Origin of the sequence: Bacillus cereus group sp. BfR-BA-01316, assembly GCF_022664195.1 — a bacterium.
Classification (GTDB): domain Bacteria; phylum Bacillota; class Bacilli; order Bacillales; family Bacillaceae_G; genus Bacillus_A.
Window position 1 is genome coordinate 183,435 of record NZ_JAKUGX010000006.1, and the last position, 24,837, is coordinate 208,271.

Below are 24,837 nucleotides of genomic sequence, written 5' to 3' on the forward strand. Positions count from 1 at the left end.
AAAGGAGAAAAACAAATGATAAAAGATATGCAACCATTTTTACAACAAGCTTGGGAAAAGGCTGGTTTTAAAGAGTTTACTGAAATTCAAAAACAGGCGATTCCAACTATTTTAGAAGGACAAGACGTTATAGCTGAATCTCCAACTGGAACAGGAAAAACACTAGCGTACTTATTACCCCTTTTACATAAAATTAATCCTGAAGTAAAACAAGCTCAAGTTGTAATTGTAGCGCCAACTCGTGAACTTGTTATGCAAATTCATGAAGAAGTTCAAAAATTTACAGCGGGAACTGATATTTCAGGTGCATCTTTAATTGGTGGTGCAGACGTTAAGCGCCAAGTAGAAAAATTAAAGAAACATCCGAGAGTAATTGTTGGTTCACCAGGACGTATTTTAGAATTGATTCGTATGAAAAAATTAAAGATGCATGAAGTGAAAACGATTGTATTTGATGAGTTCGATCAAATTGTAAAACAAAAGATGATGGGTGCTGTACTTGATGTAATTAAATCAACGATGCGCGATCGTCAATTAGTATTCTTCTCGGCGACAATAACAAAAGCTGCAGAAGAGGCGGCACGTGATTTGGCAACTGAGCCACAATTAGTTCGTGTAACACGTGCAGAGGCACAGAGCCTAGTTGAACATACGTATATCGTTTGTGAACGTCGTGAAAAAAATGATTATATTAGAAGAGTTATGCATATGGGAAATGTAAGAGCAGTTGCCTTTTTAAATGATCCTTTCCGCTTAGATGAAATTACTCAGAAATTGAAATTCCGTAAAATGAAAGCAGCAGCTCTTCACGCAGAAGCGAACAAACAAGAACGTGAAGCAACGATGCGTGCATTCCGCAGCGGGAAATTAGAAATTTTACTTGCTACTGATATTGCAGCACGTGGATTAGATATCGATGATTTAACACACGTAATCCACTTAGAGTTACCAGACACAGTAGACCAATATATTCACCGCTCAGGACGTACGGGACGTATGGGCAAAGAAGGAACAGTCGTTTCTCTTGTAACAGAACAAGAAGAGCGTAAATTACTACAATTCGCGAAAAAATTAGGTATCGTGTTTACGAAACAAGAAATGTTCAAAGGAACATTTGTAGAATCGAAACCACCAGCACCAAAGAAAAAGAAACCAGCTTTTACTGGTAAGAAAAAACCTAGATAAATGAATGGAAAGACGTAACTATGCGTAGTTACGTCTTTTATGTTTATTGGTAAAGTAGTGAACGAGTAAGTTGATAAATTTCGTGAAGAAATACATATAAAATAAAAAGGATTAATAATAGCACCTGTAGAAAGCTACTTAGAATATAAAAAGCATTAGGAGGAAAACAAATGATTCATAAAGTTGGACAAATTATGTTATATGTAAATAATCAAGATGAGGCAGTAAATTTTTGGACTGAAAAAGTAGGGTTTCATGTAATCGCAGAGGAAGATAACAAGCAAGGAATGAGATGGATTGAAATTGCTCCAACTAATGGTGCTGAGACGAGTATCATATTACATAATAAAGAGGTTATCTCCAAAATGAGCCCGGAATTGAATCTTGGTACACCATCGTTAATGTTTTTCTCAGAAAATCTTGAAGAACTATACAAAGATTTAACAAATAAAAATGTTACAGTTGGCGAAATGGTAACTATGCCTACTGGTAAAGTGTTTAACTTTGCTGATAGTGAAGGGAATTACTTTGCAGTAATGGAAAAAAATAAATAATTATATAGTTATGTAAAAATCCCCCTTGTATATAATGAGGGGGATTAAATATTTAAAGTGAATTTTTTATTAGAGAGTTGTTCTATATTAAATGCACCTTTCTCAATAGCAGTTTCTACATAACCAACGATTTGATCAAACGTAAACACTTGTAAGTTTTCGTGCAAGTGTTGCTCAGGGTATAGCATATCTTCAAAAATATATTGCCGAAAAGCTAAAACATTCTCTCTAGAAACCTTCTCGATATTCACAATATTAGCCTCTTGATTAAGTAGGGCGAAGAGCTGTTGTTCTTTATCGTAATGATGCAACAATTGTGCGTTCAATAATTTAAAATCGTTATAGTACATAGGTGCGATAGTTTCGTCGTTCTCAATTCGGTTTTTTAGCCAAGGTAGAAAAAATCCACTTAGCCAATTATCATCGGCAATGAGGTGGCTATAATAACCTAAAATATAAGAGGAATCCATATGATCTTCATATTTATGAATAAATGAATCATAATCTATTCTTCTCGTATAGTTCTTCGTTGTACCAGCGTAAAAATGTGAAGTTCCTTTTTCTTCTTTTGAATGAACAGCATCAGGAGCTACACCTCCAAGTAAGAAAGAAGTTTTATCTTGAATAGATAGTTTCTCTGCAATACCGTTAGCGATAATGATATGCATAATTCGTGATCCCATGAATAACACCTCTATTTCAAGTATTCACTTTAGGGAGCTGTCTGAACGTTTAGTATTACTTTCCCTGTACTTTGTCTACTTTCGACCCATTCATGTGCTTTCCCTGCGTCTTGAAGAGGAAAAGATTTCGTAGCTTTAATTTGCAACCTTCCATCACGTAAATAACGGAAAACTTGATTCGCAGTTTCTTGGAGTGATTCAGGACGTTTTTTCCGTGTAGTACCAAAGCTAAAGCCGAGGATAGAACGGCAACTTGCGTGTAAATCTTTCGTTTGAAAACTACCAACTTCTCCGCTAGCATTGCCGAAATGGACGAGACGACCGTAATAAGCAAGGCATTCTAAACTTCTTTCGGACACAGTACCAGAAATAGAATCTAAAACAATATTAACGCCTTCTCTGTTTGTAATCTGAGTTACCCTCTCTACAAAATCTTCATCTTGATGACAAATAACATAATCAGCGCCAGCATCTAAAGCAATTTTTCTTTTTGCTTCATTTCCAACAGTGCCAATTACTTTTTCAGCCCCTAAAATTTTTGCGAGTTGAATCGCTGTAGTACCAATTCCACCAGCTGCTGCATGAATTAGAATAGATTCACCTTGTTGAAGTCTTGCAACATTTGCAAGTAAATTATAGCTTGTAAAAGATACGATAGGACAAGCGGCGGCGGTTTGAAAGTCGACTTCATCAGGTAAAACGAAAGTAAGATTTTCGTTCGCGACAACATATTCAGCGTAAGAGCCATTTTGAGGAAAAGCAATGACACGCTGACCAGGATAAATGTTTTTTACATGAGAACCTACGTGTTCTACAACACCAGCTACATCTATCCCTGGGATAAAAGGTAAGGCTTTGTTTCCTTTTTTGCCATAACGTGATTTAATATCAGCAAAATTAACACTAGTAGCAACAACGCGAATTAAAACTTGGTGATCTGAAATTGTAGGAATATCCATGTCCGTATATTCCAACGCTTCAGGGCCACCGAATGAAGTTACAACGATAGCTTTCATATACATCCTCCTAAATTTGACTATATATATCATTTTAAATCTTCATTAGGAATTGGAAAATTATATAATTGTTATGCACAGTTATAAGTGAAGCTTATGAAGTTGCTAAATCATCATATCAATTTATACAGAAAACTTTTGAAAAAAATCGAACGAAATATCGTTTGATTGCCAATATATAGTGTAAGACAAAGGAGGGATGGTATATGAAGGATGAAACAGTGTATACAGATCTAATTAAATTAACTCTATCAGGCAATAAAGAAGCGTATAGCGAATTGTATGATAGAACGATACAAGAAGTATATAAGGCAGCACATTTTTTAATAGAAGATAAAACAGATGTAGATGATGTCGTTCAGGAAATATACATACAGCTATATGAATCGCTTCGTAAATATGATAGTGAGAAGCCATTTCGCCCTTGGCTAATTGGACTTGCGATTAAACAAATTCATTCTTATAGAAGAAAGAGGTGGATGCGACTGCGAATTGTCAAAAAAGCAGAAGAGCAAAGAAAACCAGTACAAATTGATTTTTCTAGCGATGTTGTAAGTAAAATATCAAACCAAAAATTAATTGAACTCATTCATAAATTACCATATAAATTGAAGCAAGTTATTATCTTAAGATACTTACACGATTACTCACAAGAAGAAGTAGCACATATATTACATATTCCAATCGGTACCGTGAAATCTAGAATTCATGCGGCCTTAAAGAAACTACGTCAAAAAGAGCAAGTAGAAGAAATCTTTTTAGGAGAGGTAGGGAATGTGAAATGAATTTAGATTATAGGGTTAGAGAATCTATACAAGAAGAAGCGAAGGGGATTGTTGCCCCGCCTGAGTTAAAAGAAAAAGTAATCGTTCAAATTAAAATGAAGAGCGGTGGAAGTAAAAGGAAGAAGCGTCTTATCGCAGGAGTGCTTGCAGCAGCATTTTTAATCCCAACGACTGGCTTTACGTATCAATCTATTATGGCAGATGGTATATACGGCTCTTTTGAAAATTTAGAGAAGCATGCCGGAAGTTTAACATTAGAAGGATACATGCACTTTAGTGCGAAATTGTCACAAGCGAAAGATGAAATAGGCGCAAAGGAATATGAGGAGTTTACAAAAGAACTAAAGAAATTAACAAATGTAAAGCTTGAGTATGGGGATTCGAACGGTAATATTGATTATGGTCAATTATCACCAGCAAAAAGGGAAGAAATGAAAAAGGTAAGTATGGGACTTCAACCCTACTTTGATAAATTAAATGGCCATAAATCTAGTAAAGAAGTATTAACTCCTGAAGAGTATGAACAATATATGGAGGCATTAATGGCATATCAAACTGTATTAGTAAAAACGAAATCAAGTGGTGGGATAACGGTAGACGAAGTACCTGAAGCGTACAAAGAAAAATTTATTAAAGCGGAGCAGTTTATGGAATATGTAGATGAAAGGGTGAGATAAATAAAAAGCTCATAGCTTTAGCTTTGAGCTTTTCTTATTGAAATGTAAATATATTAACCACTTATTCCTTTTGCTATCAATAGGAAATATACAACAAAATAGAGTGTTTAATTATATTTTTTCATGTTCGCATTGTCTTTTTGTATAAAACAATCTAAAAGTGAGTAACCAGCTATTAAACTAATAATGGTAACGAAAGTTGTATTCACAAGAATAATATTAGTTAAATAAGGTAGGTATTCACCAACTGGTGAAAAGAGTAGAGCTGGAGAAAAGGAAATGAATAGTGTAGGCAACGTAATAGCGATAAATTTATCCGGCTGAAAGTTCCAGTTTTGTTTACTCGTTTCGCGATTAATGGATTGAAGGAATCGTAATAAAATGCCGACCAAAAGAGGGAAGAGTGTAAAGTAGAATAATCTTGGATAAACGTTAAAGTTCATTTGCGAGTCTGTATCTAAATAAAATTGAATTTTAACACCTACAACTAATAATAAGATGATAAATAATGTAAAGCAGAGGTATAGTATCACTTTTTGCATTCCATTCCACCATCCTTTATTAAAAAATATATTCAAGGAGCGAAGATATATACGATAATGACGTTGTATATATCTTCGTTTTCTATTAGTTAATTGTGGATTTTGTTTGCTTCGTGAAATAATCAATAATGCCCATTGCGCTAATTTCTATATCTAGATGTAAAATGTTATAAACGGAATGATTTGATGGGACGTTTAATTTTGTAAGGTGAGTGGAGACTTTCTCCATTAGTAAAGATTGTAATGCCTTAGTAGCCTCATCAAAATCAGTATGTTTTTGAAAAACTTCATTTCCAGTATTAACGAAAATAGGTAACCAATGTTCAAGTTGGCTATATACTTCTGTAACATTGGCAGATGCGCCGTAATGACCGAAATAAATAGTATCTACATTCATACTTTGAATATGATTTTTCGAAGCGATCATCGCCTCTGGCTGGAATTGTGAAGGTGAAGTTGACGGTAGATATAACTCTACACCAAGGTCTGCGAGCTCTCTATAATAAATTCCAATTGTATCGCCAGTGAAAATACCGTTAGTTAATGAATCATGAATGCTAATATGGTGCTTTGCATGTCCCGGTGTATCATAAAATGTAAGGATGCGGTCTTCTGCAATTTTTAATGTATCACCATTTTGTACAATATGAACACGTTCTTCCTCTATAGGAAGAATTGGATCAAAAAGTTTATCGAAATCTTCTTTGTACACAGCTTTTGCACCTAGAATGAGTTTTGTAGGATCAATCATATGACGAGCCCCGCGAGGATGCACATATAAAGTAGCATTTGGGCACTTTTCCATCATTAAACCTGCTGCGCCTGCGTGATCTAAATGGACATGCGTAACGATAATGTTTTTTACATCGTTTAAATCAATATGTAATTGTTGTAAGCCGTCTAAAATATAGGAAAGAGAAGGGGCCGCACAAGTTTCAATTAAAGTAATATCATCACCTAATAAAACGTACGTACCTGTTCGTTCATTATGTTGTAAGTCGAAATCATCAATAAGATATAGGTGAGAAGATAATTGCTCTACTTTTTTCATCTTTACCACTCCTTATATACGGTATGTATCTATTATACGCTAAAAATACAAAAAGGCAGAAAACGAAACCTCGTCTTCTGCCTTTTTGTAATGTTGTTATTTCGTTTGTTCTTTATTGATAGACATAACGAACAGTCCAACAATGCCACCAACTAATGGAAGCATAATCTCTCCTGCTAAATTAAAGTAGGAGCTTAAGAATAAACCATTTACATCGATTACCCAACCAATAACATACAATAACATCATATATAGTACGAAATAAAACTCGCGATTTGAAATCGTTTCATGTTGTGCAGTTTTCATAATGAACACCATCCTTTTCTTTTATAATGGAATATAAACTGTCACATTTTGTTCACAATTTAATTGTAAAACTTTCCATCACAAAAGTCTAGTAGTTTGTGTCGAATTTTTGAACGAAAATAAAACGCTTTCATTTTTAGGGAGAAATATGTAATTAGAGCTGTATATTCACTAATGTAGTATAGTATAAACATAGAATGATAGTGAAGAGAGGGGTAGGAACAATGACAGTTTATGATTTTTCAGCGAAAACAATAACAGGAGAAGATAAATCGTTAAAAGATTACGAAGGAAAAGTACTTCTCATTGTAAATGTAGCTAGTAAATGTGGATTTACACCTCAATATAAAGGGTTACAAGAAGTATATGATAAATATAAAGACCAAGGACTAGAAATACTAGGTTTCCCTTGTAATCAATTCGGGGGACAAGAACCTGGTACAGAAACGGATATTACAAATTTTTGTGAATTGAACTACGGTGTAAACTTTCCGATGTTTGCAAAGATTGATGTGAAAGGTGATAAAGCGCATCCTCTATATACATACATGACAGAACAAGCGCCAGGTTTACTAGGTATGAAGGCAGTGAAGTGGAACTTTACTAAGTTTCTAATTGGAAAAGATGGTAAGGTAGTAGGACGTTTTGCACCGCAGACGAAACCGGTGGATTTAGAGATAGAGATTGAGAAAGTACTTGGGGAATAATTAGGAGTCAATGTTTTGGTCACTTTTGTTAAATAGTTTGTTCAACTTTTCTGCTACCGATTTTTGCATGTTTGGTAGTAGGTGACTGTAAGTATTTAGTGTTGTACCGATACCCGTATGTGGCAGTTTAGGAGATGGCGGAGGCGATTAGGAGTTAGCTATCTTTTATTATGTTTATTAAAAAACACCTCAAAGAACACCTCAAAGAACAAAGTAGCTCTTAGTCTTTGAGGTGTTTTCTTTAAACTCACATTATCAAGATTAAATTACTGCATCGAAGTCATTTGATTTAGGCAGAGAAGCTGCTTTTTTCATAAGCACTTCCCATAAGTGTACGGATTTCTTCCATTCGGCTGCGGCCTGTCCCTTTTGATACATAGCGTTCTCATAACTGAAAGTAAGTTGTTGCATATCAGTCGAGTTGTAAAGTGTATCGATGTGGAGAGCGTATTCTCGGAATGTTTGACTTTCACCCCGCTGTATGCCGATTCTCGCAAATTGATTTAAAAGTGCACCGTAAGCTTTTTGATAAACAGCATCATCTTTTCGGTATTTATAGAAAAGAATAATAAAAAATGTAATCCATTTCATTCTAGTGGTGAAGAGAATGTATCCCATGATACTAATCGGTATCGTAGAGAGGAATACGTACCACCAAGAAAACCTATTTTTAGAATTTGTGATCTTTTTAGTAGAGGCTTCTTCTGTAGTTTCTATTAAACTTTTGAGCTTTGCTTCATTGTTCCGTTGATATATTTGCTCGTTTTTAGAATTATTTTCTTCGCTAATTTGTGAAGTAGAAGCAGGAGTATTATTTATAAAATTATAGGGATTGGTAAATCCTTTTGTTGGTTCGAATGGAATCCATCCGTATCCTGGAAAATATACTTCGACCCAAGAGTGTGCGTTATTGTTCGCGATTTTATAAACATTCTCACCTTCTGTGCCAGCAAATGTATTCTCAAGAGTTCCTTCTGTATAGCCTTTTACCCAGCGAGCGGGAATCCCGACAGAACGAAGTAACACGATCATAGACGTCGAAAAATTATTACAGTAGCCGCTTTTTGTATCGAAAAGGAATTTATCTACATAATCTTGGTTTTTGGCAGGGAACAAGACATTCATTGTTTCGTATACAAAAGAATTGTCTGTGAAGTGATTTTCAATAGCTAATACTTTATCATATCGGTTGTCTTTATCACTTGTAAGATTGACAGCCAAGTTTTTTACTCGCTGCGGTAATGATTCGGGAAGTTGTGTGTACTTTGTCATGAAATAAGAACTTGTTTCATGACCTTCATTCGATTTTACAGCTTTCAAGTTTTCTATGGGAAACTCCGGGATCTCATATGTTACTTTATACGAATTTAAAGTAGTAGAAGAGTCTCCGTGCATCGTATAGATTTTTTCTGAAAATGGGTCAACACTGTATGATACATCAGAAGAAGCCTCTACTGATACTAATCCTGCTGGATAGGTAAGGTGAGGATAAATTTTTTGCATGGTGATTGTTGCTTCGGTTGTCTCCGTTTTTGTATTTTGTTCGTACCAACTCACGACGTCGTTTTTATTTTTAAAAGAAACCTTTTTCGGCTTTTCAGAAACCTCCCAGCCTTTTCCTGTATAAAAATCTTTTGTTTCTACTCTCCAATATTGTTTGTTTTGCGTTTGTGCTGTAAAAACAATTGTATTATCCGCCTTAAAAGGACCGCCTAATTGCGAGTCATCTAAACCATACCCAATTTTAGAAATCTCTTGTTTTTTACTTGCTTCGGATGTGTTGAATTTTAAAAAATTCATTGGGTTTGGCCATTGAGGGCCAAATTTTGGAGCAAAGTATGCGATCGTTGCTGACAATACAATAAATATTGTAAGAGGTCTAAGTAATTTTGAGATTTCTCTAGCATAATTTTGTAAGTGTTCAATCTCTTTTATTCGTTCTATTTGAAGAAGACTAAGCATAAAAAAGCCGATGACAACAGTACGAATAATAGCGTAGTTTGCATTGTATAAATGTAAGTTATGAAAAGTTGTGATATAAATAATAGTCAATACAAGAAATAACAACCCACGTTTTTTATGAATCACCCAAAAAGAGCTGAAAGAACTCAAAAACCAAAATGATAGAAAAAATAATAATGTTGGAAAAACTGGAGAAATATCTAGCAAATTCCCCTGGAAAAACAGGGAGGAATTTCGAGAAATATCAGAAAAAAAATTTGTTAGCCAAAATGGATTTATAAAAGCATTTTTATAATACAGGGAATGGATGATGAATAAGATCGTGACGATCTTTATTGGAATCTGCCACCTTGTTTGAAAAAAAGAGAGAGTGAAGCAAATTCCGATAAATATTACAAAAATATCTAATCTACCTACGTTTGTAATACCTATAAGGGGGCTTAGCCATTCTAGTAAAAGAAGAAGTACACATACATGCATGAAGAATCTGCTCATATCCCATTGGTATTTTGTTTGTAATGTTATCATTTGCTCACCTCAAAAAACACGTTTGTATACCGGTTTTCATAAACTGCGTTTACAAATATTTTTCGTTTTTGTAGAGTTTCTAGTATACTTAGTTCTCGATGTGAGAGTTGATTCGCTTTTTCTTTCACGACAAACACCATTAATTTTCTATTTTTTATAGCAGCACAATCAGCCGCCTTTTGAATATCGGGAGAAAGATCGCTTGTCACGAGTATAATCGTTACGGGCTCATAAATTTTTCTTAATTCCAGTTCTACACTTCGAGAGAGCGGGAATACACTGTCTGCTTGTACTTTCGCTAAATGACAAAAGATTTGTTGCAACTGAGTATCTCCATTGTCTAAAGGGAAAATAGTTCGTTCTTTTCCGACAGACACGAATGACGCTGGTGAATTTTGCTTCAAGACAGCCCTCACAATAGAGGCAGTAAACGTTACGACTGATTCGAATAGAGCGGATGGGGTTCTGTCCATGAATATCATGATATTATGGCTGCGCTGTTGTTCAAACTCTTTCGTCATAATATTGTTTGTTCGTGCAGTTGCTTTCCAATCAATCCATGAAAAGCGGTCACCAGGTTTATAGTCTCTGACACCGACAGAGACTGTAGAGTCTTTTGCTAAATTTATATTTGCTGAAAGCGCTCCTTGTTCGAAATGATTTTCCAATTGTCGATACGTTATATCTACATACTGGGGATAGACTAAAAATGTATCTGGAACTGAAAAAGTTACTTCTTTCTCCATCATACCGAATAAATCGCCAGTTTTGACACGTACGCTTGAAAAAGTGTGCTCTCCTCTAGGGGTTGTGTCAATGACATATTGAAACGAAATATTTCGTTTTAATCCTGGAAAGAGTATTACCTTATTCATCTTTGTTTGTCTACAACTTGTAAATTGTGGTGGCAGTTCATCTTCTATAACTAAATAAAGTAAGGGAAAAGGAAATTTTCTTTTTATTGTAATAGTGCTTAAAAATTGTTCTCCTGCTACATATTCATTTTGGTTTGTTATTCGTTTTACTTCAGCGTCCCGTAAAGCGTAGAAGGGGAGTAGTAGTGAATAAAGGCCAATAGGAATCGTACTGTAAAACAAAAACCAACTTACAAATCCTCCTTGAAGCATAGCGTACACAAATGTTAAGACTAGGCATAAAGGGATTAGCAATAACTTGGTAACGTGATATAGTGCTCGTAGTAGTCGTTTCATCAAAGGTTCATCGTCCTTTGAGTCGGCACGGTAGTTCGTGCAACGATTTTGGTGATAACTTGTTCTCCTGTTATTCCTTCAAATTTTGCTTCCATTTTTAGAATGAGTCTGTGAGCTAAAACGTAAGGAGCTAAAAATTTAACATCGTCTGGAATAACATAATTTCTGCCATGGATGAATGCATAAGCCTGTGAAGCTTTCATTAAAGCAATTGAGCCGCGTGGACTTGCACCTAGCTGTATAGAACTATAAGAACGGGTCTGATTAACAAGCTTTACAATGTAATGCTTGATTGCTTTGTCTATGCTTACTTCCCGTACGCTTTGTTGTAAATAAAGTAATTCTTCTATTGTAGTAATAGCTTGTAAATGGGAGAGGGGATTTGTTTTTTCCATCCGGTTTAAAATTTCAAATTCTTCTTCTGGTGTAGGATATCCCATTTTTAGCTTCAACAAGAAACGATCGAGCTGAGCTTCTGGTAAAGGGTATGTTCCTTCATATTCGACCGGATTTTGTGTAGCCATTACAAAGAACGGTTTTGGTAACGGTCTTGTAATGCCATCTATTGTGATATTGCCTTCTTCCATACTTTCAAGTAAGGCAGATTGTGTCTTTGGAGATGTACGATTAATTTCATCAGCAAGTACAAAATTCCCCACAATTGGTCCAGGCTTGAACTCAAATTGGAGCTCTTTTGGATTGTAAATAGAAAAACCTGTTACATCTGACGGCAGTAAATCAGGTGTGAATTGAATTCGCTTGTAATCGGCATCAATTGATTTAGAAAGAGCACGTACTAGCATTGTTTTCCCGACACCGGGAACATCTTCTAATAGTACATGACCTTCAGCTAAGAGAGCTGTCAAGGCTAAAATCGTTTCTTTTCGTTTTCCGACCATTAATTTTTCAATATTGTTAATTATTTTTTCTACAATGGGATGTAATGAATCAAGCTGGGGCATTGTAATCCTCCTAATTTTATTATTGTTTTCTAATTCATTTAGTGGAAAATAGAATTTATCCAGCTATTTGCCGGCAGTAAGACTCCCACCTCAAAATTCGGCTGGAGCAAAGAAGTTAGGTGGGAGTCGGGCTACTCGTAAACGCCCGATTGGTGAAGGCTAATAATCAGTGGGCGATGAACAAAACCCCCACTGATTAAAGTTTCACTTTATGTTAAAGAAAAGGAGTTCCTTCATTTTATTGCAGTATGATAGTAATCAAAGAGGTAATTCGTAATGGTATTATATAAGTTCATATTGAGAACTTATATGTTAAAAAATCAGGGTGATATACTTTATAATTTCTATGTCCTCAAAGGAAATCCTACTCTTAATTTCAGGAATATTCAGATTATTCATTCGGATTACATCTAGTATAATTGTTGCCGTAACCAAGGGCAATACAGTAAATAATGATTTCTAATTTTATGTAAAATATGTCTTGTATAAAATAGTATCGTTGAAAAAATAAATTCCTTACATACAATTTATAATCTTTTTCTTATAGCATTATTGAAATAATATCAAAACTCTTTTTAATATATTTATAAAGAAAAACGTAGGAACTTTTCCTACGTTTTTTCTTTTGCAAAAAAAGGTGATTCCGCAAATTCCTATTCTAATAATAATCACGGTTGACCATAAAACCTCATAACGAAAGAAAGTAACCATTGTTTACAAATACTTTCTCTCAAATTTATTTTCCACTGAATTTTTGACAATCTCTTGAACTGTGCGAAATGTCACATCTGTATTTTACAACCTCTCTTATAGTAAGGGTATGTAAGAGAGACGTATTAAAGGAGTGAACAGTATGAAGAAGAAACCTTCAGCACTAATGAGACGTTTAAAATATTTTTCACCAATAGATCGTTATAACGATAATCATACACAAGAAACATATGAAGATCGTGAATGGGAGAATGTGTACAGAAAGCGTTGGCAGCATGATAAAGTAATCCGTTCTACACATGGTGTGAACTGTACTGGTTCTTGTAGTTGGAATATTTATGTGAAAGATGGAATTGTAACTTGGGAAGGGCAAGAGCTTAATTATCCAACAACAGGTCCTGATATGCCTGATTTTGAACCACGAGGATGTCCGCGTGGAGCGAGTTTTTCTTGGTACATTTATAGTCCACTTCGTGTTAAATATCCATATGTACGTGGTGTTCTTTGGAATATGTGGCAAGAAGAACTACAAAATAACGAGTCACCACTAGACGCTTGGAAAAGTATTGTGGAAAACCCTGAAAAAGCGCGTACGTATAAGCAGGCGCGTGGTAAAGGCGGATTTATTCGTGCGAATTGGGATGAAGTATTACAACTTATTTCTGCTTCATTACTTTACACAGTAATTAAATACGGTCCAGACCGAAATGTTGGTTTTTCACCAATTCCAGCTATGTCGATGTTAAGTCATGCTGCTGGTAGTCGCTTTATGCAACTTATGGGTGGGCCAATGCTTAGCTTCTATGATTGGTACGCTGATTTACCACCAGCTTCTCCGCAAATTTGGGGTGATCAAACAGATGTACCAGAAAGTAGTGACTGGTACAATTCTGGCTACATTATGACATGGGGTTCAAATGTACCGATGACGAGAACACCAGATGCTCACTTTTTAGCAGAGGTTCGATATAAAGGAACGAAAGTTGTTTCTGTAAGTCCTGACTTTGCTGAATCTACTAAGTTTGCTGATGATTGGATTAGTGTGAAGCAAGGTACAGACGGTGCACATGCGATGGCAATGGGGCACGTGATCTTACAAGAATTTTACGTAAATAATCAAGTGGAATACTTCACAAAGTATGCGAAGCAATATACAGACTTTCCTTTCTTTGTCACATTGAAACAAAAAGGAGATCAATTCGTTGCTGATCGTTTCTTAAATGCTTCTGATATTGGACGCGAAACAAAGTTAGGCGAATGGAAACCTGTACTTTGGAATGAGAACACGAAAGATTTTGCAACACCTCATGGCACAATGGGGTCACGATGGGATAACGAAAAGAAATGGAATTTGCGTTTAGAAGATGAACAAACAGGTGAAAAGATAGATCCACGTCTTTCTTTACTTGGAATGGAAGATGCTGTTGGAACGGTGCAAATTCCGTACTTCTCAGATGATGGAAATACAATATTAGAACGTACAATTCCAGTGAAAAAAATTACGACAGAAGAAGGCGAAATATTCGTTACAACTGTATACGACTTAACGTTAGCAAATTACGGTGTAAACCGAGGACTTGGTGGGCAGGAACCGAAAGATTTCAATGATGATGTACCATTTACACCTGCATGGCAAGAGAAAATGACAGGAGTGAAACGAGAGCTTATTATTCAAATCGCTCGTGAGTTTGCACAAAATGCTGTTGATACAAATGGTCGCTCGATGATTATTGTCGGAGCTGGAATTAACCATTGGTTTAATTCTGATACGATTTATCGCGCAGTTTTAAACCTTGTTCTTCTCGTTGGGGCACAAGGTGTCAACGGCGGTGGTTGGGCACATTATGTTGGTCAAGAAAAATTACGACCAGCAGAAGGATGGCAAACAATCGCGATGGCAAAAGATTGGCAAGGGCCACCGAAATTACAAAACGGTACATCTTTCTTCTATTTTGTAACGGATCAATGGCGCTATGAAGATACACCTGTTGGGCATTTAGCATCACCAGTTGAGGGCAACTCTCGTTATCAACATCACGGTGATTACAATGTATTAGCAGCACGACTTGGCTGGTTACCTTCATATCCGACATTCGAGAAAAATGGAATTGAATTATATAAAGAAGCTGTTGCTTCTGGTGCAACAACGCAAGAAGAAATCGGAAAATACGTTGCACAAAAACTAAAAGAAAAAGAACTGAAATTTGCAATTGAAGATCCAGATAACAAAAATAACTTCCCGCGTAACTTGTTCGTATGGCGTGCAAACTTAATTTCAAGTTCCGGTAAAGGACACGAATACTTCTTAAAACATTTATTAGGTACAACAAATGGATTAATGAATGACGATAGCGATTCATTACGACCAGAAGAAATTAAATGGCATGAAGACGCACCTGAAGGGAAGTTAGATTTACTCATTAATTTAGATTTCCGTATGGCTGGAACAGCACTTTATTCTGATATCGTCTTACCTGCTTCAACTTGGTATGAAAAACACGATTTAAGTAGTACAGATATGCATCCATTTGTACATCCATTTAATCCAGCAATCGGTTCACCGTGGGAAGCACGCTCTGACTGGGATATTTTCTGCGCTCTCTCTAAAGCTGTTTCGGATTTAGCGAAGAAAATTGATCTTGAGCCAATGAAAGAAGTTGTTGCAACACCACTTCTTCACGATACACCGCAAGAATTAGCACAACCACTTGGCAAGATTAAAGACTGGAGCAGAGGTGAGTGTGAACCGATCCCAGGCAAAACAATGCCGCAAATTCATATTGTCGAACGAGATTATAAAACGATTTATGACAAAATGACAGCGCTTGGACCAAATACCGGAAAACAACCGATTGGTACGAAAGGGATTTCTTGGTCGGCAGAAAAAGAATATGAGCAATTAAAGAGTCGATTAGGAGTTATTCGAACGGATTCTATTGCGAAAGGGTGCCCAGACATAAAAGAAGCAATCAATGCTGCTGAGGCGGTATTAACACTTTCTTCTACAACAAACGGTCATATGGCTGTAAAAGCATGGGAAGCACTTGAAAAACAAACCGATTTAAAACTACGTGATTTAGCAGAAGAACGTGAAGAAGAATGCTTCACATTTGAACAAATTACAGCGCAACCTAAAACAGTAATTACTTCTCCAGCCTTTACGGGTTCTGAAAAAGGTGGACGCCGTTACTCACCATTTACAACAAATGTTGAGCGTCTCATCCCTTGGAGAACGATAACTGGTCGACAATCTTTCTACTTAGATCACGACATGATGAAAGAGTTTGGTGAAACGATGGCAACATTTAAACCAATTCTGCAACATAAACCGTTTCGTAAATCACGCCCTGAAGTAGAAGGGAAAGAAATTACACTAAACTATTTAACACCGCATAATAAGTGGTCGATTCATAGTATGTACTTCGATTCATTGCCGATGTTAACGCTGTTTAGAGGTGGTCCAACTGTTTGGATGAATAAAGATGATGCTAATGAAGCTGGAGTTGCTGATAATGATTGGATTGAGTGCTTTAACCGTAACGGCGTTGTCGTAGCACGTGCCGTTGTAACGCACCGTATACCGAGGGGAATGGCATTTATGCACCATGCGCAAGATCGTCACATTAACGTGCCTGGTACGAAATTAACAAGCACCCGCGGGGGAACGCATAATAGTCCAACCCGTATTCATGTTAAGCCAACACATATGATTGGTGGATATGGTCAATTAAGCTATGGATTTAACTACTATGGTCCGACTGGGAATCAGCGTGACTTAAATGTCGTAATCCGTAAACTGAAGGAGGTAGATTGGCTTGAAGATTAAAGCGCAAGTCGGAATGGTAATGAACCTAGATAAATGCATCGGCTGCCACACTTGTAGCGTAACATGCAAAAACACCTGGACAAATCGTCCAGGTGCTGAATATATGTACTTCAATAACGTAGAAACGAAACCTGGAATTGGTTATCCGAAACAATGGGAAAATCAGGAGAAATACAAAGGCGGCTGGGAATTGAAAAATGGTGAAATTCAGCTGAAATCCGGTTCGAAAATGAAGCGTCTTATGAACATTTTCCACAATCCAGATCAACCAACAATTGATGATTACTTTGAACCTTGGAATTATGATTATGAAACGTTAACAAATAGCCCGCAGCGTAAGCATCAGCCAGTTGCTCGACCAAAATCAGCAATTACGGGCGAATTTATCGACAAAATTGAATGGGGTCCAAACTGGGAAGATGATTTAGCAGGCGGACATATAACAGGATTACAAGATCCAAACGTCAAGAAAATGGAAGAAGGAATTAAAACAGATTTTGAAAATGTCTTTATGATGTATTTACCACGTATTTGCGAACATTGTATGAATCCATCTTGCGTTTCTTCTTGTCCATCTGGCGCGATGTATAAACGTGAAGAAGATGGGATTGTTCTTGTGGATCAAAATGCATGTCGTGCTTGGAGATTTTGTGTATCGTCTTGTCCGTATAAAAAAGTGTATTTTAACTGGCAAACAAATAAAGCAGAAAAATGCACAATGTGTTTCCCGCGTATTGAAGCTGGTATGCCAACAATTTGCTCTGAAACATGTGTAGGACGTATTCGCTATATAGGGGTAATGCTATATGACGCTGACAAAGTAAAAGAAGCGGCTTCTGTTGAAAATGAAAAAGATTTATATGAATCTCAGCTTACTGTTTTCCTAGATCCAAATGATCCAGAAGTAGCAGCTGAAGCAAAAAAACAAGGCATTCCTGATGAATGGATGAAAGCGGCACAAGAGTCACCAATCTATAAAATGATTATCGATTGGAAAATTGCTCTGCCTCTTCATCCAGAGTACCGTACAATGCCAATGGTTTGGTATATTCCACCGCTTAGCCCAATTATGAATATGGTGGAGGGGAAAGGAAGTAACTGGCAAGCAGAAGAGATTTTCCCTGCTATCGATAATATGCGTATTCCAATTCAATATTTAGCGAATTTACTCACTGCAGGAGATGAATCACACATTCGTCTTACATTGAAAAAAATGGCTGTCATGCGAACACATATGAGAGCATTGCAAATTAATAAAGAACCAAATGAAGCAGTATTAAAAGAAATTGGTTTAACGAAAGAGGATGTAGAAGATATGTATCGTCTTCTTGCTATCGCAAAATATAAAGATCGCTTCGTCATCCCGACATCTCACCGCGAACAAGTTGCAGATTTATATAGCGAACAAGGAAGTTGTGGTCTTTCCTTCACAGGTGGCCCAGGCTCTTGTATGACAATTTCTTAAATAAAGGGGGCAGAAAATTATGAAACAAAGTTTACAAACTGCTTTTTCTTGTTCTTCTTTTCTTCTCTCCTACCCGGAACTAGGGTGGAGAGAAGCTTTAACTGAATTACAAGAAGAGATTGAAGCAATTGAACAGGAAGACGTTAAAGCATCACTTACAACATTTATAAAACGAGCGCTAGATAAAACAGACAATCAACTCATTGATTCTTACGTATATACATTCGACTTTGGAAAGAAGACAAATATGTATCTTACCTACATGAAAACAGGTGAACAAAGAGAGCGTGGAATTGAATTATTAGAGTTAAAACAGCATTATAAAAAATCTGGTTTTAACGTAACAGATAAAGAACTACCTGATTATTTACCGCTTCTACTTGAGTTTCTTGCAAACGCGAATGAAAAAGATAGCAAACCAATTATGAGTAAATACACAGAAAATATACAAGCATTGCACGGGCAATTAAAAGAAGCAAACTGTATGTACGAACCAATTCTTGCAGCTGTTCTCCTCGCTATCGATGCTTGGGGAGTACAGACGAATTAGAAAGGAGCGTTGTCAAAATGATGGATCAATTTCTATGGGTATTGTTTCCCTATATCATTTTTGCAATATTTATCGGCGGCCACATTTTCAGATACAACTATGATCAATTTGGCTGGACATCAAAATCTAGCGAACTATTAGAGAAGAAAATGCTCCGAATGGGAAGTCTATTATTCCACTTTGGGATAATGTTCGTAATTGGCGGTCATGTTATGGGGATTTTAATTCCAGAGTCCTTATACCGTTCAATAGGTATTTCTGAGCATATGTATCATATAGTAGCGATTAGTTTCGGACTTCCGGCAGGTGTTGCTTCTATCATCGGTTTAATTATATTAATGTATCGTCGTGTAACGGTAAAACGTATCATCGCGACGAGTACAACGGGAGATTATATAGCGCTTATTTTATTACTTATTGTAATGCTGGCAGGACTTTCTTCAACATTTTTAAATATCGATTCAAAAGGGTTTGATTATCGTATAACGATTGGTCCTTGGTTCCGAAGTCTCTTTATTTTCCAACCAAAGGTCGAATATATGACGGAAGTACCTGTATGGTTCAAAATTCATATTATTGCAGCGATGGGGCTGTTCGCAGTATGGCCATTTACAAGACTTGTACATGTATTTAGTGCCCCAATTAAATATTTAAGCCGCAGTTATGTAATTTACAGAAGACGTATTCCTAATGAATTAAAAAAATAATGCCGCTGTAAACGGATAGGAGCTAGCAGCTAAAACGAAACGAGGTCTAATATGGAAGGCCTCGTTTTTGTTAATATAAGGGCACAGCCGTGTACGTGAAAATTAATAAGTAGCTTAATATGAAAAAAAGAGTAGCATCTAAATAAGATGCTACTCTATGCTACAAACAGAGGCAGAACAATCTTCACAAGCAATTTCATATTTTAAAAATTGTAAATCATGGATTGTAATCTTTCCTTTATTAATAGAAATCGTACCTTTTTTTTTCAAATCATTTAACATTCGATTTACGCTTTCACGCGAAGTTGCACAGAAGTTTGCAAGTTCTTGATTTGTTAATGGTAAATCGATGAGAATCCCATTTTCTTTTAACACACCATAACTATTTGTCATTCGAATGAGAGTAGAATATAGGGCACCTTTTTTGCCGTGTAATACTAAATCTCGGAACTTCGTTTGCATTCTTCTTAAATGTTCACTAATCCATTTCATAAATTCAAATACAAGAGCAGGTTTTTGGAGTAATGCTTTTTCTAAGGCTTCACGCTTTATAACGCCTACTTCAACATCTTCAAGGCATTTTGAATTTAATAAATACTTCGCATTGTCCGTGAACAATGTTAGTTCTCCAATAATGTCATATTGCGAACAAATACGGAGTGTTAATTCTTGCCCGTCAGCACTTAGTTTACTAATTTGTACTTTTCCTGAGTGGATGATATAGAGATCTGTTGCTTCCATACCTTCTTGAAAAATAAAACTTCCTTTTTTAATCTGCATTTTATATTCAACAGATGCAAGTAATTCTTTTAAATCTTGAGATAATGTCATACTGTTTGCCACAGCGATCACCTTTCTTCTTATAAGCAATATATTTCCTATTTTGAGTGTAAGTATGATGAAAATGCAAGAGCTATTTTGAAAATAAAGAAAAATTTCAATGACCGTAGGGGAAAACAACATTAAATTTCTAAAAAGCTACTTGAAGTAAAGGATTATATGACTATAAATTTTTTATTTTAAGAAAAGAGAAAAGGAAACACAATAAGGAATTTCAATATGTAAAGAGAATGGGACTAGAGATGTGAACAAAATTCGAACGGATTTGTGAAGAATTTTTGAATGGGGAAAGTAATGTGAGAAAAGTCACATTGAATATGTAGCTTCTTTTTTATAATGAAGGCAAATAAAAAATTTGAAAGCTTACTAGTGATTTGAGTAGAAAAGAAGGGATATAGATGCACGAGAAGATGAGAGATTCTTTAGAGCGGCCACTTCAAGATTTACGTATTTCAGTTATTGACCGTTGTAATTTTAGGTGCACGTACTGTATGCCGGCGGAAGTGTTCGGACCTGATTACGCTTTTTTACAGGAAGAGTTTTTATTAACGTTCGATGAGATAGAAAGATTAGCGAGATTATTTATAAGTATGGGAGTTGAAAAAATTAGGCTTACTGGCGGTGAACCTTTATTGCGTAAAGACTTATCGAAGTTAATCGCAAGGCTTGCAAAGCTAGAAGGTTTAACGGATATTGGACTCACAACAAACGGTATTCATTTAGCAAAACAAGCAAAGGCATTAAAAGAAGCGGGATTAAAACGTGTAAATATTAGTTTAGATGCGATAGAGGATCATGTCTTCAAAAAAATTAATGGACGAAATGTAAGTACAAAACCTGTATTGAAAGGAATTGAAGCAGCAAAGGCAGCTGGATTAGAAGTAAAGGTAAATATGGTTGTAAAAAAAGGGATGAATGATAGTCAAATTCTTCTTATGGCTCGTTATTTTAAAGAACAAGAAATTCAGCTCCGTTTTATCGAGTTTATGGATGTTGGCAGTACGAACGGATGGAACTTTGAACAAGTCATTACGAAGGAACAATTAATAGAGAAAATTAATCGTGTATATCCTATTGAGCCTGTTAAGCCTCGTTACTTTGGAGAAGTAGCTAAAGTGTATCGATATGTAGGGAGCAATGCAGAAGTTGGATTTATTACTTCTGTCTCTGAGTCGTTTTGTTCTTCTTGTACGAGAGCTCGTATTTCGGCAGACGGTAAGTTTTTTACATGCTTATTCGGAGCAACTGGAACGGATTTGCGAACGCTTCTTCGAGAAAATATTTCTGATGCATCACTATTAAAAATTCTCCAACATACATGGGAGTTTAGAAAAGATCGGTATTCAGATGAAAGAACAGCTGAAAGTACAAATAAACGTCCAAAAGTAGAAATGTCTTACATTGGTGGATAACGAAAGGAGAGTTCCTTATGCAAGATCGTTATTCAAGGCAAGTATTGTTTTCTGGAATTGGTGAAATGGGACAAAGAAAAATCAGAGAAAAGCATGTGCTCCTAATCGGTGCGGGTGCACTAGGAGCTGCAAATGCGGAAGCGCTCGTTAGGATGGGAATTGGGAAATTGACAATTGCTGACCGTGACTACGTCGAATGGAGTAATTTACAGCGGCAACAGCTATATACAGAAGAAGATGCACAGCAGTGTAAACCAAAAGCAATTGCAGCGGCAGAACATTTAAGAAAGATTAATTCTGAAGTGGAAATTGTACCAGTTGTAACGGATGTTACAATGCAAGAAATGGAAGAGTTAGTAAAAGAAGTGGATCTCATTTTAGATGCGACTGATAATTTCGATACGCGCCTACTTATAAATGACATGTCACAAAAAGAAAATATACCTTGGATATATGGTGGATGTATTGGGAGTTACGGTGTAACGTATACAATTCTTCCGGGGGAAACGCCATGTTTTCGCTGCCTAATGGATCATCCTATGGGCGGTGCAACATGCGATACAGCAGGAATTATTCAGCCAGCTGTACAAATGGTAGTTGCTCACCAAGTAACTGAAGCAATAAAGATATTGGTGGATGATTTTCAGTCGTTACGAGGGACAATGTTATCATTTGATATTTGGAACAATCAATGTATCTCATTAAAAGTAAACAGGCAGAAAAAAAGTACATGTCCATCTTGTGGGAAATCACGAACGTATCCAAGTTTAACATTTGAAGCACAGACAAAAACAGAAGTGTTATGTGGGCGGAATACAGTTCAAATCCGTCCAGGGATAAAGCGAGTTCTTAATTTAGAAGAAATTCAAAAGCGCTTACAAAAAAGCGTGAGTGTCAAAGAAACTCCATATTTACTATCGTTTCTAGTAGATGAATATCGTTTTGTTTTATTTACAGACGGCAGAGCGTTTATTCATGGGACTAATGATATGAAAATGGCAAAACGGTTATACGCAAAGTATATAGGATGAACAGAAAGAAAGTTTCTCCTTATCAAAACGAGGTGAAAAAGAATGTTAGAAAAACGTATACCAATTCCAGTGGCAGAAGCAGTTGCACGTGTAATGGAATATGCCTATCTAGGTGAAACGGAAAAAGTTTCTCTTATAGAAAGCTATGGAAGAACTCTAGGAGAAGATGTTGTTGCAGATTATGATGTTCCGCATTTTGATCGATCTCCATACGACGGGTTTGCAATTAGAGCGGAAGATACAAAAGAAGCAAGTAGCAGTAACCCAATTCAGTTCGAAGTGATTGGTGAAATCGGAGCAGGTTTTGTTTTTACAGAAGAAGTGAAACCATTTCAAGCTGTACGTATTATGACAGGGGCCGCGATTCCAGCGGGGTGTAATGCTGTTGTTATGTTAGAACTAACGGAAGGGTTTGAGGAAAACGAAAAGACTTATATGAAATTAAAACGCTCTTTCGCTTCTGGTGATAACATTTCTTTTAAAGGGGAAGATGTAAAACAAAATGCCATCCTTGTGAAAAAAGGAACTTTTATTAACCCTGGAGTAGCAGCGCTTCTTGCTACGTTTGGTTATAGTTCAGTAAATGTTGTTAAGCAGCCGATTATTGGGGTTGTAACAACAGGAAGTGAACTTTTAGAAGTACATGAACCACTAAAACAAGGGAAGATTCGAAACAGTAACTCTTATATGATTGCTGCTCAAATTGAAAGAGTAGGTGGAGTTGTACGGTATTATGGGCAATTCGTTGATGATTTAGAGACGTGTTATAAGACTGTAAAAAAGGCGATGAAAGAAGTCGATATTTTAATTACAACTGGTGGCGTTTCGGTAGGAGATTATGATTATTTACCTGCTATTTATGAGAGATTACAAGCTAATGTACTTTTCAATAAAATAGCGATGCGACCAGGAAGCGTGACTACTGTAGCTGAGCTAGAAGGAAAACTATTATTCGGTCTATCTGGTAATCCTTCTGCTTGTTATGTCGGATGTGAATTATATGTTAGACCAGTTATTCGAACATATTTGCATAGAAAAGATCCGCACGTATATCGTGCAGAGGCGATTTTACAGAAAGACTTTTCGAAAGCAAACCCATTTACCCGTTTTGTACGAGGAAGCGTAAAGATTGTAAATGGTCAATTGCAAGTTACACCAGTTGGCTTAGATAAATCAAGTGCAATTTCTTCACTTGCAGAAGCGAATGCATTTATCGTTTTACCAGGCGGAACAAGAGGATTTGAAGCAGGGATAACTGTTTCGGTACTGTTATTAGAATCAAACGTAGGAAGCGAGTGGCCATGGGAAGAACCGCTTCGATCGTACAAGTAATAGAAAAATAGATTGATGGCTTCTCCGCGGATTATGATTTATACAAAGATAAGAGGTGCAAGATGACACATACGTATTATGAAGTAATTGATACACCTATTTCAATTGAAGATGTTACAAGTAAAGTAATTCGGCGTGAGTGTGGTGCTGTTACTACTTTTATTGGTACTGTTAGAGAATTTACGAAAGGACGCCGTACGCTATATTTAGAGTAGGTAGCTTATAAGACAATGGCGGAAAAACAGCTTGAGAAAATTGGTACCGAAGTAGAAGAGAAATGGCCAGGTACATATGTGGCAATTACACATCGCATTGGTACATTGCAAATTTCTGATCTTGCTGTTGTTGTCGCTGTTGCTACACCACATCGGAAAGCGGCCTATGAGGCGAATGAATATATTATGGAGCGTATAAAACAAATTGTTCCGATTTGGAAGAAAGAGTTTTGGGAAGATGGTGAGTCATGGATAGGTGATCAGTTAGAGAAAACAGCATATGTAAATGGTGAACCTGAAAAGGAGATGAGAACATGATTGAAGTACTATTATTTGCACATTTGCAAGAAGAAGCAAGTAAGCCGGCCTTGCAAATAGATTGTGAAAAGATGACGGTTGCTGAGCTAAAGGATGTTCTTATAAAGAAATACAACGTAGCAATTTCAAACGAGATTATGGTCGCTATAAATGAAGAATACGCAAATGAGGACGACATCATTCAAACTGGCGATGTAGTAGCAATGATTCCGCCAGTAAGTGGTGGTTGATTCTTTTCAGTCTAATCATGTGAGTACGTGA

Annotated in this window: 22 protein-coding genes and 2 pseudogenes; 14 read left to right on the plus strand and 10 right to left on the minus strand. The window is 36.4% G+C overall.

Annotated elements, in window-relative coordinates; genetic code table 11:
• Window positions 1-15: 15 nt before the first annotated feature.
• Both MR071_RS07865 and MR071_RS07870 read left to right on the plus strand, forming a co-directional pair.
• Window positions 16-1,185, plus strand: a complete 1,170-nt coding sequence (locus tag MR071_RS07865; protein ID WP_105586630.1) for a DEAD/DEAH box helicase — start codon at window positions 16-18, stop codon at window positions 1,183-1,185.
• A 170-nt stretch (window positions 1,186-1,355) separates the two neighbouring features.
• A complete protein-coding gene (locus MR071_RS07870; protein WP_105586629.1) occupies window positions 1,356-1,739 on the plus strand; it encodes a VOC family protein in 384 nt (127 codons plus the stop codon).
• Between the two features lie 44 nt (window positions 1,740-1,783).
• Here the strand turns inward: MR071_RS07870 and MR071_RS07875 are convergent, their stop codons facing one another.
• Together MR071_RS07875 and MR071_RS07880 are read right to left on the minus strand one after the other, a co-directional pair.
• A complete protein-coding gene (locus MR071_RS07875) occupies window positions 1,784-2,422 on the minus strand; it encodes a zinc dependent phospholipase C family protein (RefSeq protein ID WP_242235627.1) in 639 nt (212 codons plus the stop codon).
• Window positions 2,423-2,451: 29 nt separating this feature from the next.
• A complete protein-coding gene (locus tag MR071_RS07880) occupies window positions 2,452-3,438 on the minus strand; it encodes a quinone oxidoreductase family protein (RefSeq protein WP_105586627.1) in 987 nt (328 codons plus the stop codon).
• Window positions 3,439-3,644: 206 nt separating this feature from the next.
• On the opposite strand from MR071_RS07880, the gene MR071_RS07885 reads away from it, so the two are divergent.
• The gene (locus MR071_RS07885) at window positions 3,645-4,223 is read left to right on the plus strand and encodes a sigma-70 family RNA polymerase sigma factor (RefSeq protein WP_105586626.1); all 579 of its coding nucleotides are present in this window, start codon (window positions 3,645-3,647) and stop codon (window positions 4,221-4,223) included.
• Window positions 4,220-4,900 carry a DUF3600 domain-containing protein gene (locus MR071_RS07890; protein WP_242235629.1) on the plus strand — a complete coding sequence of 227 codons (681 nt, stop codon included), beginning with the start codon at window positions 4,220-4,222 and terminating at the stop codon, window positions 4,898-4,900. Before MR071_RS07885 ends, MR071_RS07890 begins: the two co-directional genes overlap by 4 nt.
• Before the next feature lie 107 nt (window positions 4,901-5,007).
• Here MR071_RS07890 and MR071_RS07895 read toward each other — a convergent pair whose 3' ends face one another.
• The 3 genes from MR071_RS07895 to MR071_RS07905 all read right to left on the minus strand — a co-directional run bounded on the left by MR071_RS07895 (window position 5,008) and on the right by MR071_RS07905 (window position 6,799).
• Window positions 5,008-5,442, minus strand: coding sequence for a hypothetical protein (locus tag MR071_RS07895; RefSeq protein ID WP_105586624.1), 435 nt, complete (start codon window positions 5,440-5,442; stop codon window positions 5,008-5,010).
• Between the two features lie 85 nt (window positions 5,443-5,527).
• On the minus strand, window positions 5,528-6,493 hold the full coding sequence (locus MR071_RS07900) for an MBL fold metallo-hydrolase (RefSeq protein WP_142395872.1): 966 nt from the start codon (window positions 6,491-6,493) through the stop codon (window positions 5,528-5,530).
• 96 nt (window positions 6,494-6,589) lie between these two features.
• Window positions 6,590-6,799: a DUF3925 family protein gene (locus MR071_RS07905; protein WP_002085972.1), complete on the minus strand. Its 210-nt coding sequence runs from the start codon at window positions 6,797-6,799 to the stop codon at window positions 6,590-6,592.
• Window positions 6,800-7,023: 224 nt separating this feature from the next.
• Here MR071_RS07905 and bsaA point away from each other — a divergent pair, with 224 nt between their 5' ends.
• The gene (gene bsaA / locus MR071_RS07910; protein WP_242235632.1) at window positions 7,024-7,506 is read left to right on the plus strand and encodes a glutathione peroxidase; all 483 of its coding nucleotides are present in this window, start codon (window positions 7,024-7,026) and stop codon (window positions 7,504-7,506) included.
• On the opposite strand, the pseudogene MR071_RS25950 reads toward bsaA, so the two are convergent.
• The 4 genes and pseudogenes from MR071_RS25950 to MR071_RS07930 all read right to left on the minus strand — a co-directional run.
• Window positions 7,507-7,641, minus strand: a pseudogene (locus tag MR071_RS25950) (site-specific integrase); the annotation flags it as partial.
• Window positions 7,642-7,767: 126 nt separating this feature from the next.
• Window positions 7,768-9,996, minus strand: coding sequence for a transglutaminase TgpA family protein (locus MR071_RS07920; RefSeq protein WP_242235634.1), 2,229 nt, complete (start codon window positions 9,994-9,996; stop codon window positions 7,768-7,770).
• On the minus strand, window positions 9,993-11,207 hold the full coding sequence (locus tag MR071_RS07925) for a DUF58 domain-containing protein (protein ID WP_105586620.1): 1,215 nt from the start codon (window positions 11,205-11,207) through the stop codon (window positions 9,993-9,995). The genes MR071_RS07920 and MR071_RS07925 overlap by 4 nt, the downstream gene beginning before the upstream one ends.
• On the minus strand, window positions 11,207-12,169 hold the full coding sequence (locus MR071_RS07930; RefSeq protein ID WP_242235636.1) for an AAA family ATPase: 963 nt from the start codon (window positions 12,167-12,169) through the stop codon (window positions 11,207-11,209). Before MR071_RS07930 ends, MR071_RS07925 begins: the two co-directional genes overlap by 1 nt.
• Window positions 12,170-13,022: 853 nt before the next feature.
• Here MR071_RS07930 and MR071_RS07935 point away from each other — a divergent pair.
• From MR071_RS07935 to narI, 4 genes are read left to right on the plus strand one after another with little or no spacing between them, the layout of a single operon-like run.
• Window positions 13,023-16,706: a nitrate reductase subunit alpha gene (locus MR071_RS07935; protein WP_242235639.1), complete on the plus strand. Its 3,684-nt coding sequence runs from the start codon at window positions 13,023-13,025 to the stop codon at window positions 16,704-16,706.
• Window positions 16,696-18,171 (plus strand): nitrate reductase subunit beta, encoded by a 1,476-nt coding sequence (narH, locus tag MR071_RS07940; RefSeq protein WP_242235642.1) that lies wholly within the window; start codon window positions 16,696-16,698, stop codon window positions 18,169-18,171. The genes MR071_RS07935 and narH overlap by 11 nt, the downstream gene beginning before the upstream one ends.
• Before the next feature lie 19 nt (window positions 18,172-18,190).
• A complete protein-coding gene (gene narJ, locus MR071_RS07945; RefSeq protein WP_105586616.1) occupies window positions 18,191-18,721 on the plus strand; it encodes a nitrate reductase molybdenum cofactor assembly chaperone in 531 nt (176 codons plus the stop codon).
• Between the two features lie 17 nt (window positions 18,722-18,738).
• Complete coding sequence (narI, locus tag MR071_RS07950; RefSeq protein ID WP_105586615.1) at window positions 18,739-19,428, plus strand: respiratory nitrate reductase subunit gamma; 690 nt, start codon at window positions 18,739-18,741, stop codon at window positions 19,426-19,428.
• A 150-nt stretch (window positions 19,429-19,578) separates the two neighbouring features.
• On the opposite strand, the gene MR071_RS07955 is transcribed toward narI, so the two are convergent.
• Window positions 19,579-20,271: a Crp/Fnr family transcriptional regulator gene (locus tag MR071_RS07955; protein WP_105586614.1), complete on the minus strand. Its 693-nt coding sequence runs from the start codon at window positions 20,269-20,271 to the stop codon at window positions 19,579-19,581.
• Between the two features lie 395 nt (window positions 20,272-20,666).
• Between MR071_RS07955 and moaA the strand changes: the two genes are divergently transcribed.
• The 5 genes and pseudogenes from moaA to moaD all read left to right on the plus strand — a co-directional run bounded on the left by moaA (window position 20,667) and on the right by moaD (window position 24,806).
• Window positions 20,667-21,680: a GTP 3',8-cyclase MoaA gene (gene moaA, locus MR071_RS07960; RefSeq protein ID WP_105586613.1), complete on the plus strand. Its 1,014-nt coding sequence runs from the start codon at window positions 20,667-20,669 to the stop codon at window positions 21,678-21,680.
• Between the two features lie 17 nt (window positions 21,681-21,697).
• On the plus strand, window positions 21,698-22,711 hold the full coding sequence (locus tag MR071_RS07965; protein WP_242235644.1) for a molybdopterin-synthase adenylyltransferase MoeB: 1,014 nt from the start codon (window positions 21,698-21,700) through the stop codon (window positions 22,709-22,711).
• A 42-nt stretch (window positions 22,712-22,753) separates the two neighbouring features.
• Window positions 22,754-24,043 (plus strand): molybdopterin molybdotransferase MoeA, encoded by a 1,290-nt coding sequence (locus MR071_RS07970; RefSeq protein ID WP_242235645.1) that lies wholly within the window; start codon window positions 22,754-22,756, stop codon window positions 24,041-24,043.
• 62 nt (window positions 24,044-24,105) lie between these two features.
• A pseudogene (locus tag MR071_RS07975) lies at window positions 24,106-24,576 on the plus strand (molybdenum cofactor biosynthesis protein MoaE).
• Entirely contained in the window at window positions 24,573-24,806 is a 234-nt protein-coding gene (gene moaD / locus MR071_RS07980) for a molybdopterin converting factor subunit 1 (protein WP_105586609.1), read from the plus strand. The pseudogene MR071_RS07975 and the gene moaD overlap by 4 nt, the downstream one beginning before the upstream one ends.
• The last annotated feature ends 31 nt before the right edge of the window (window positions 24,807-24,837 follow it).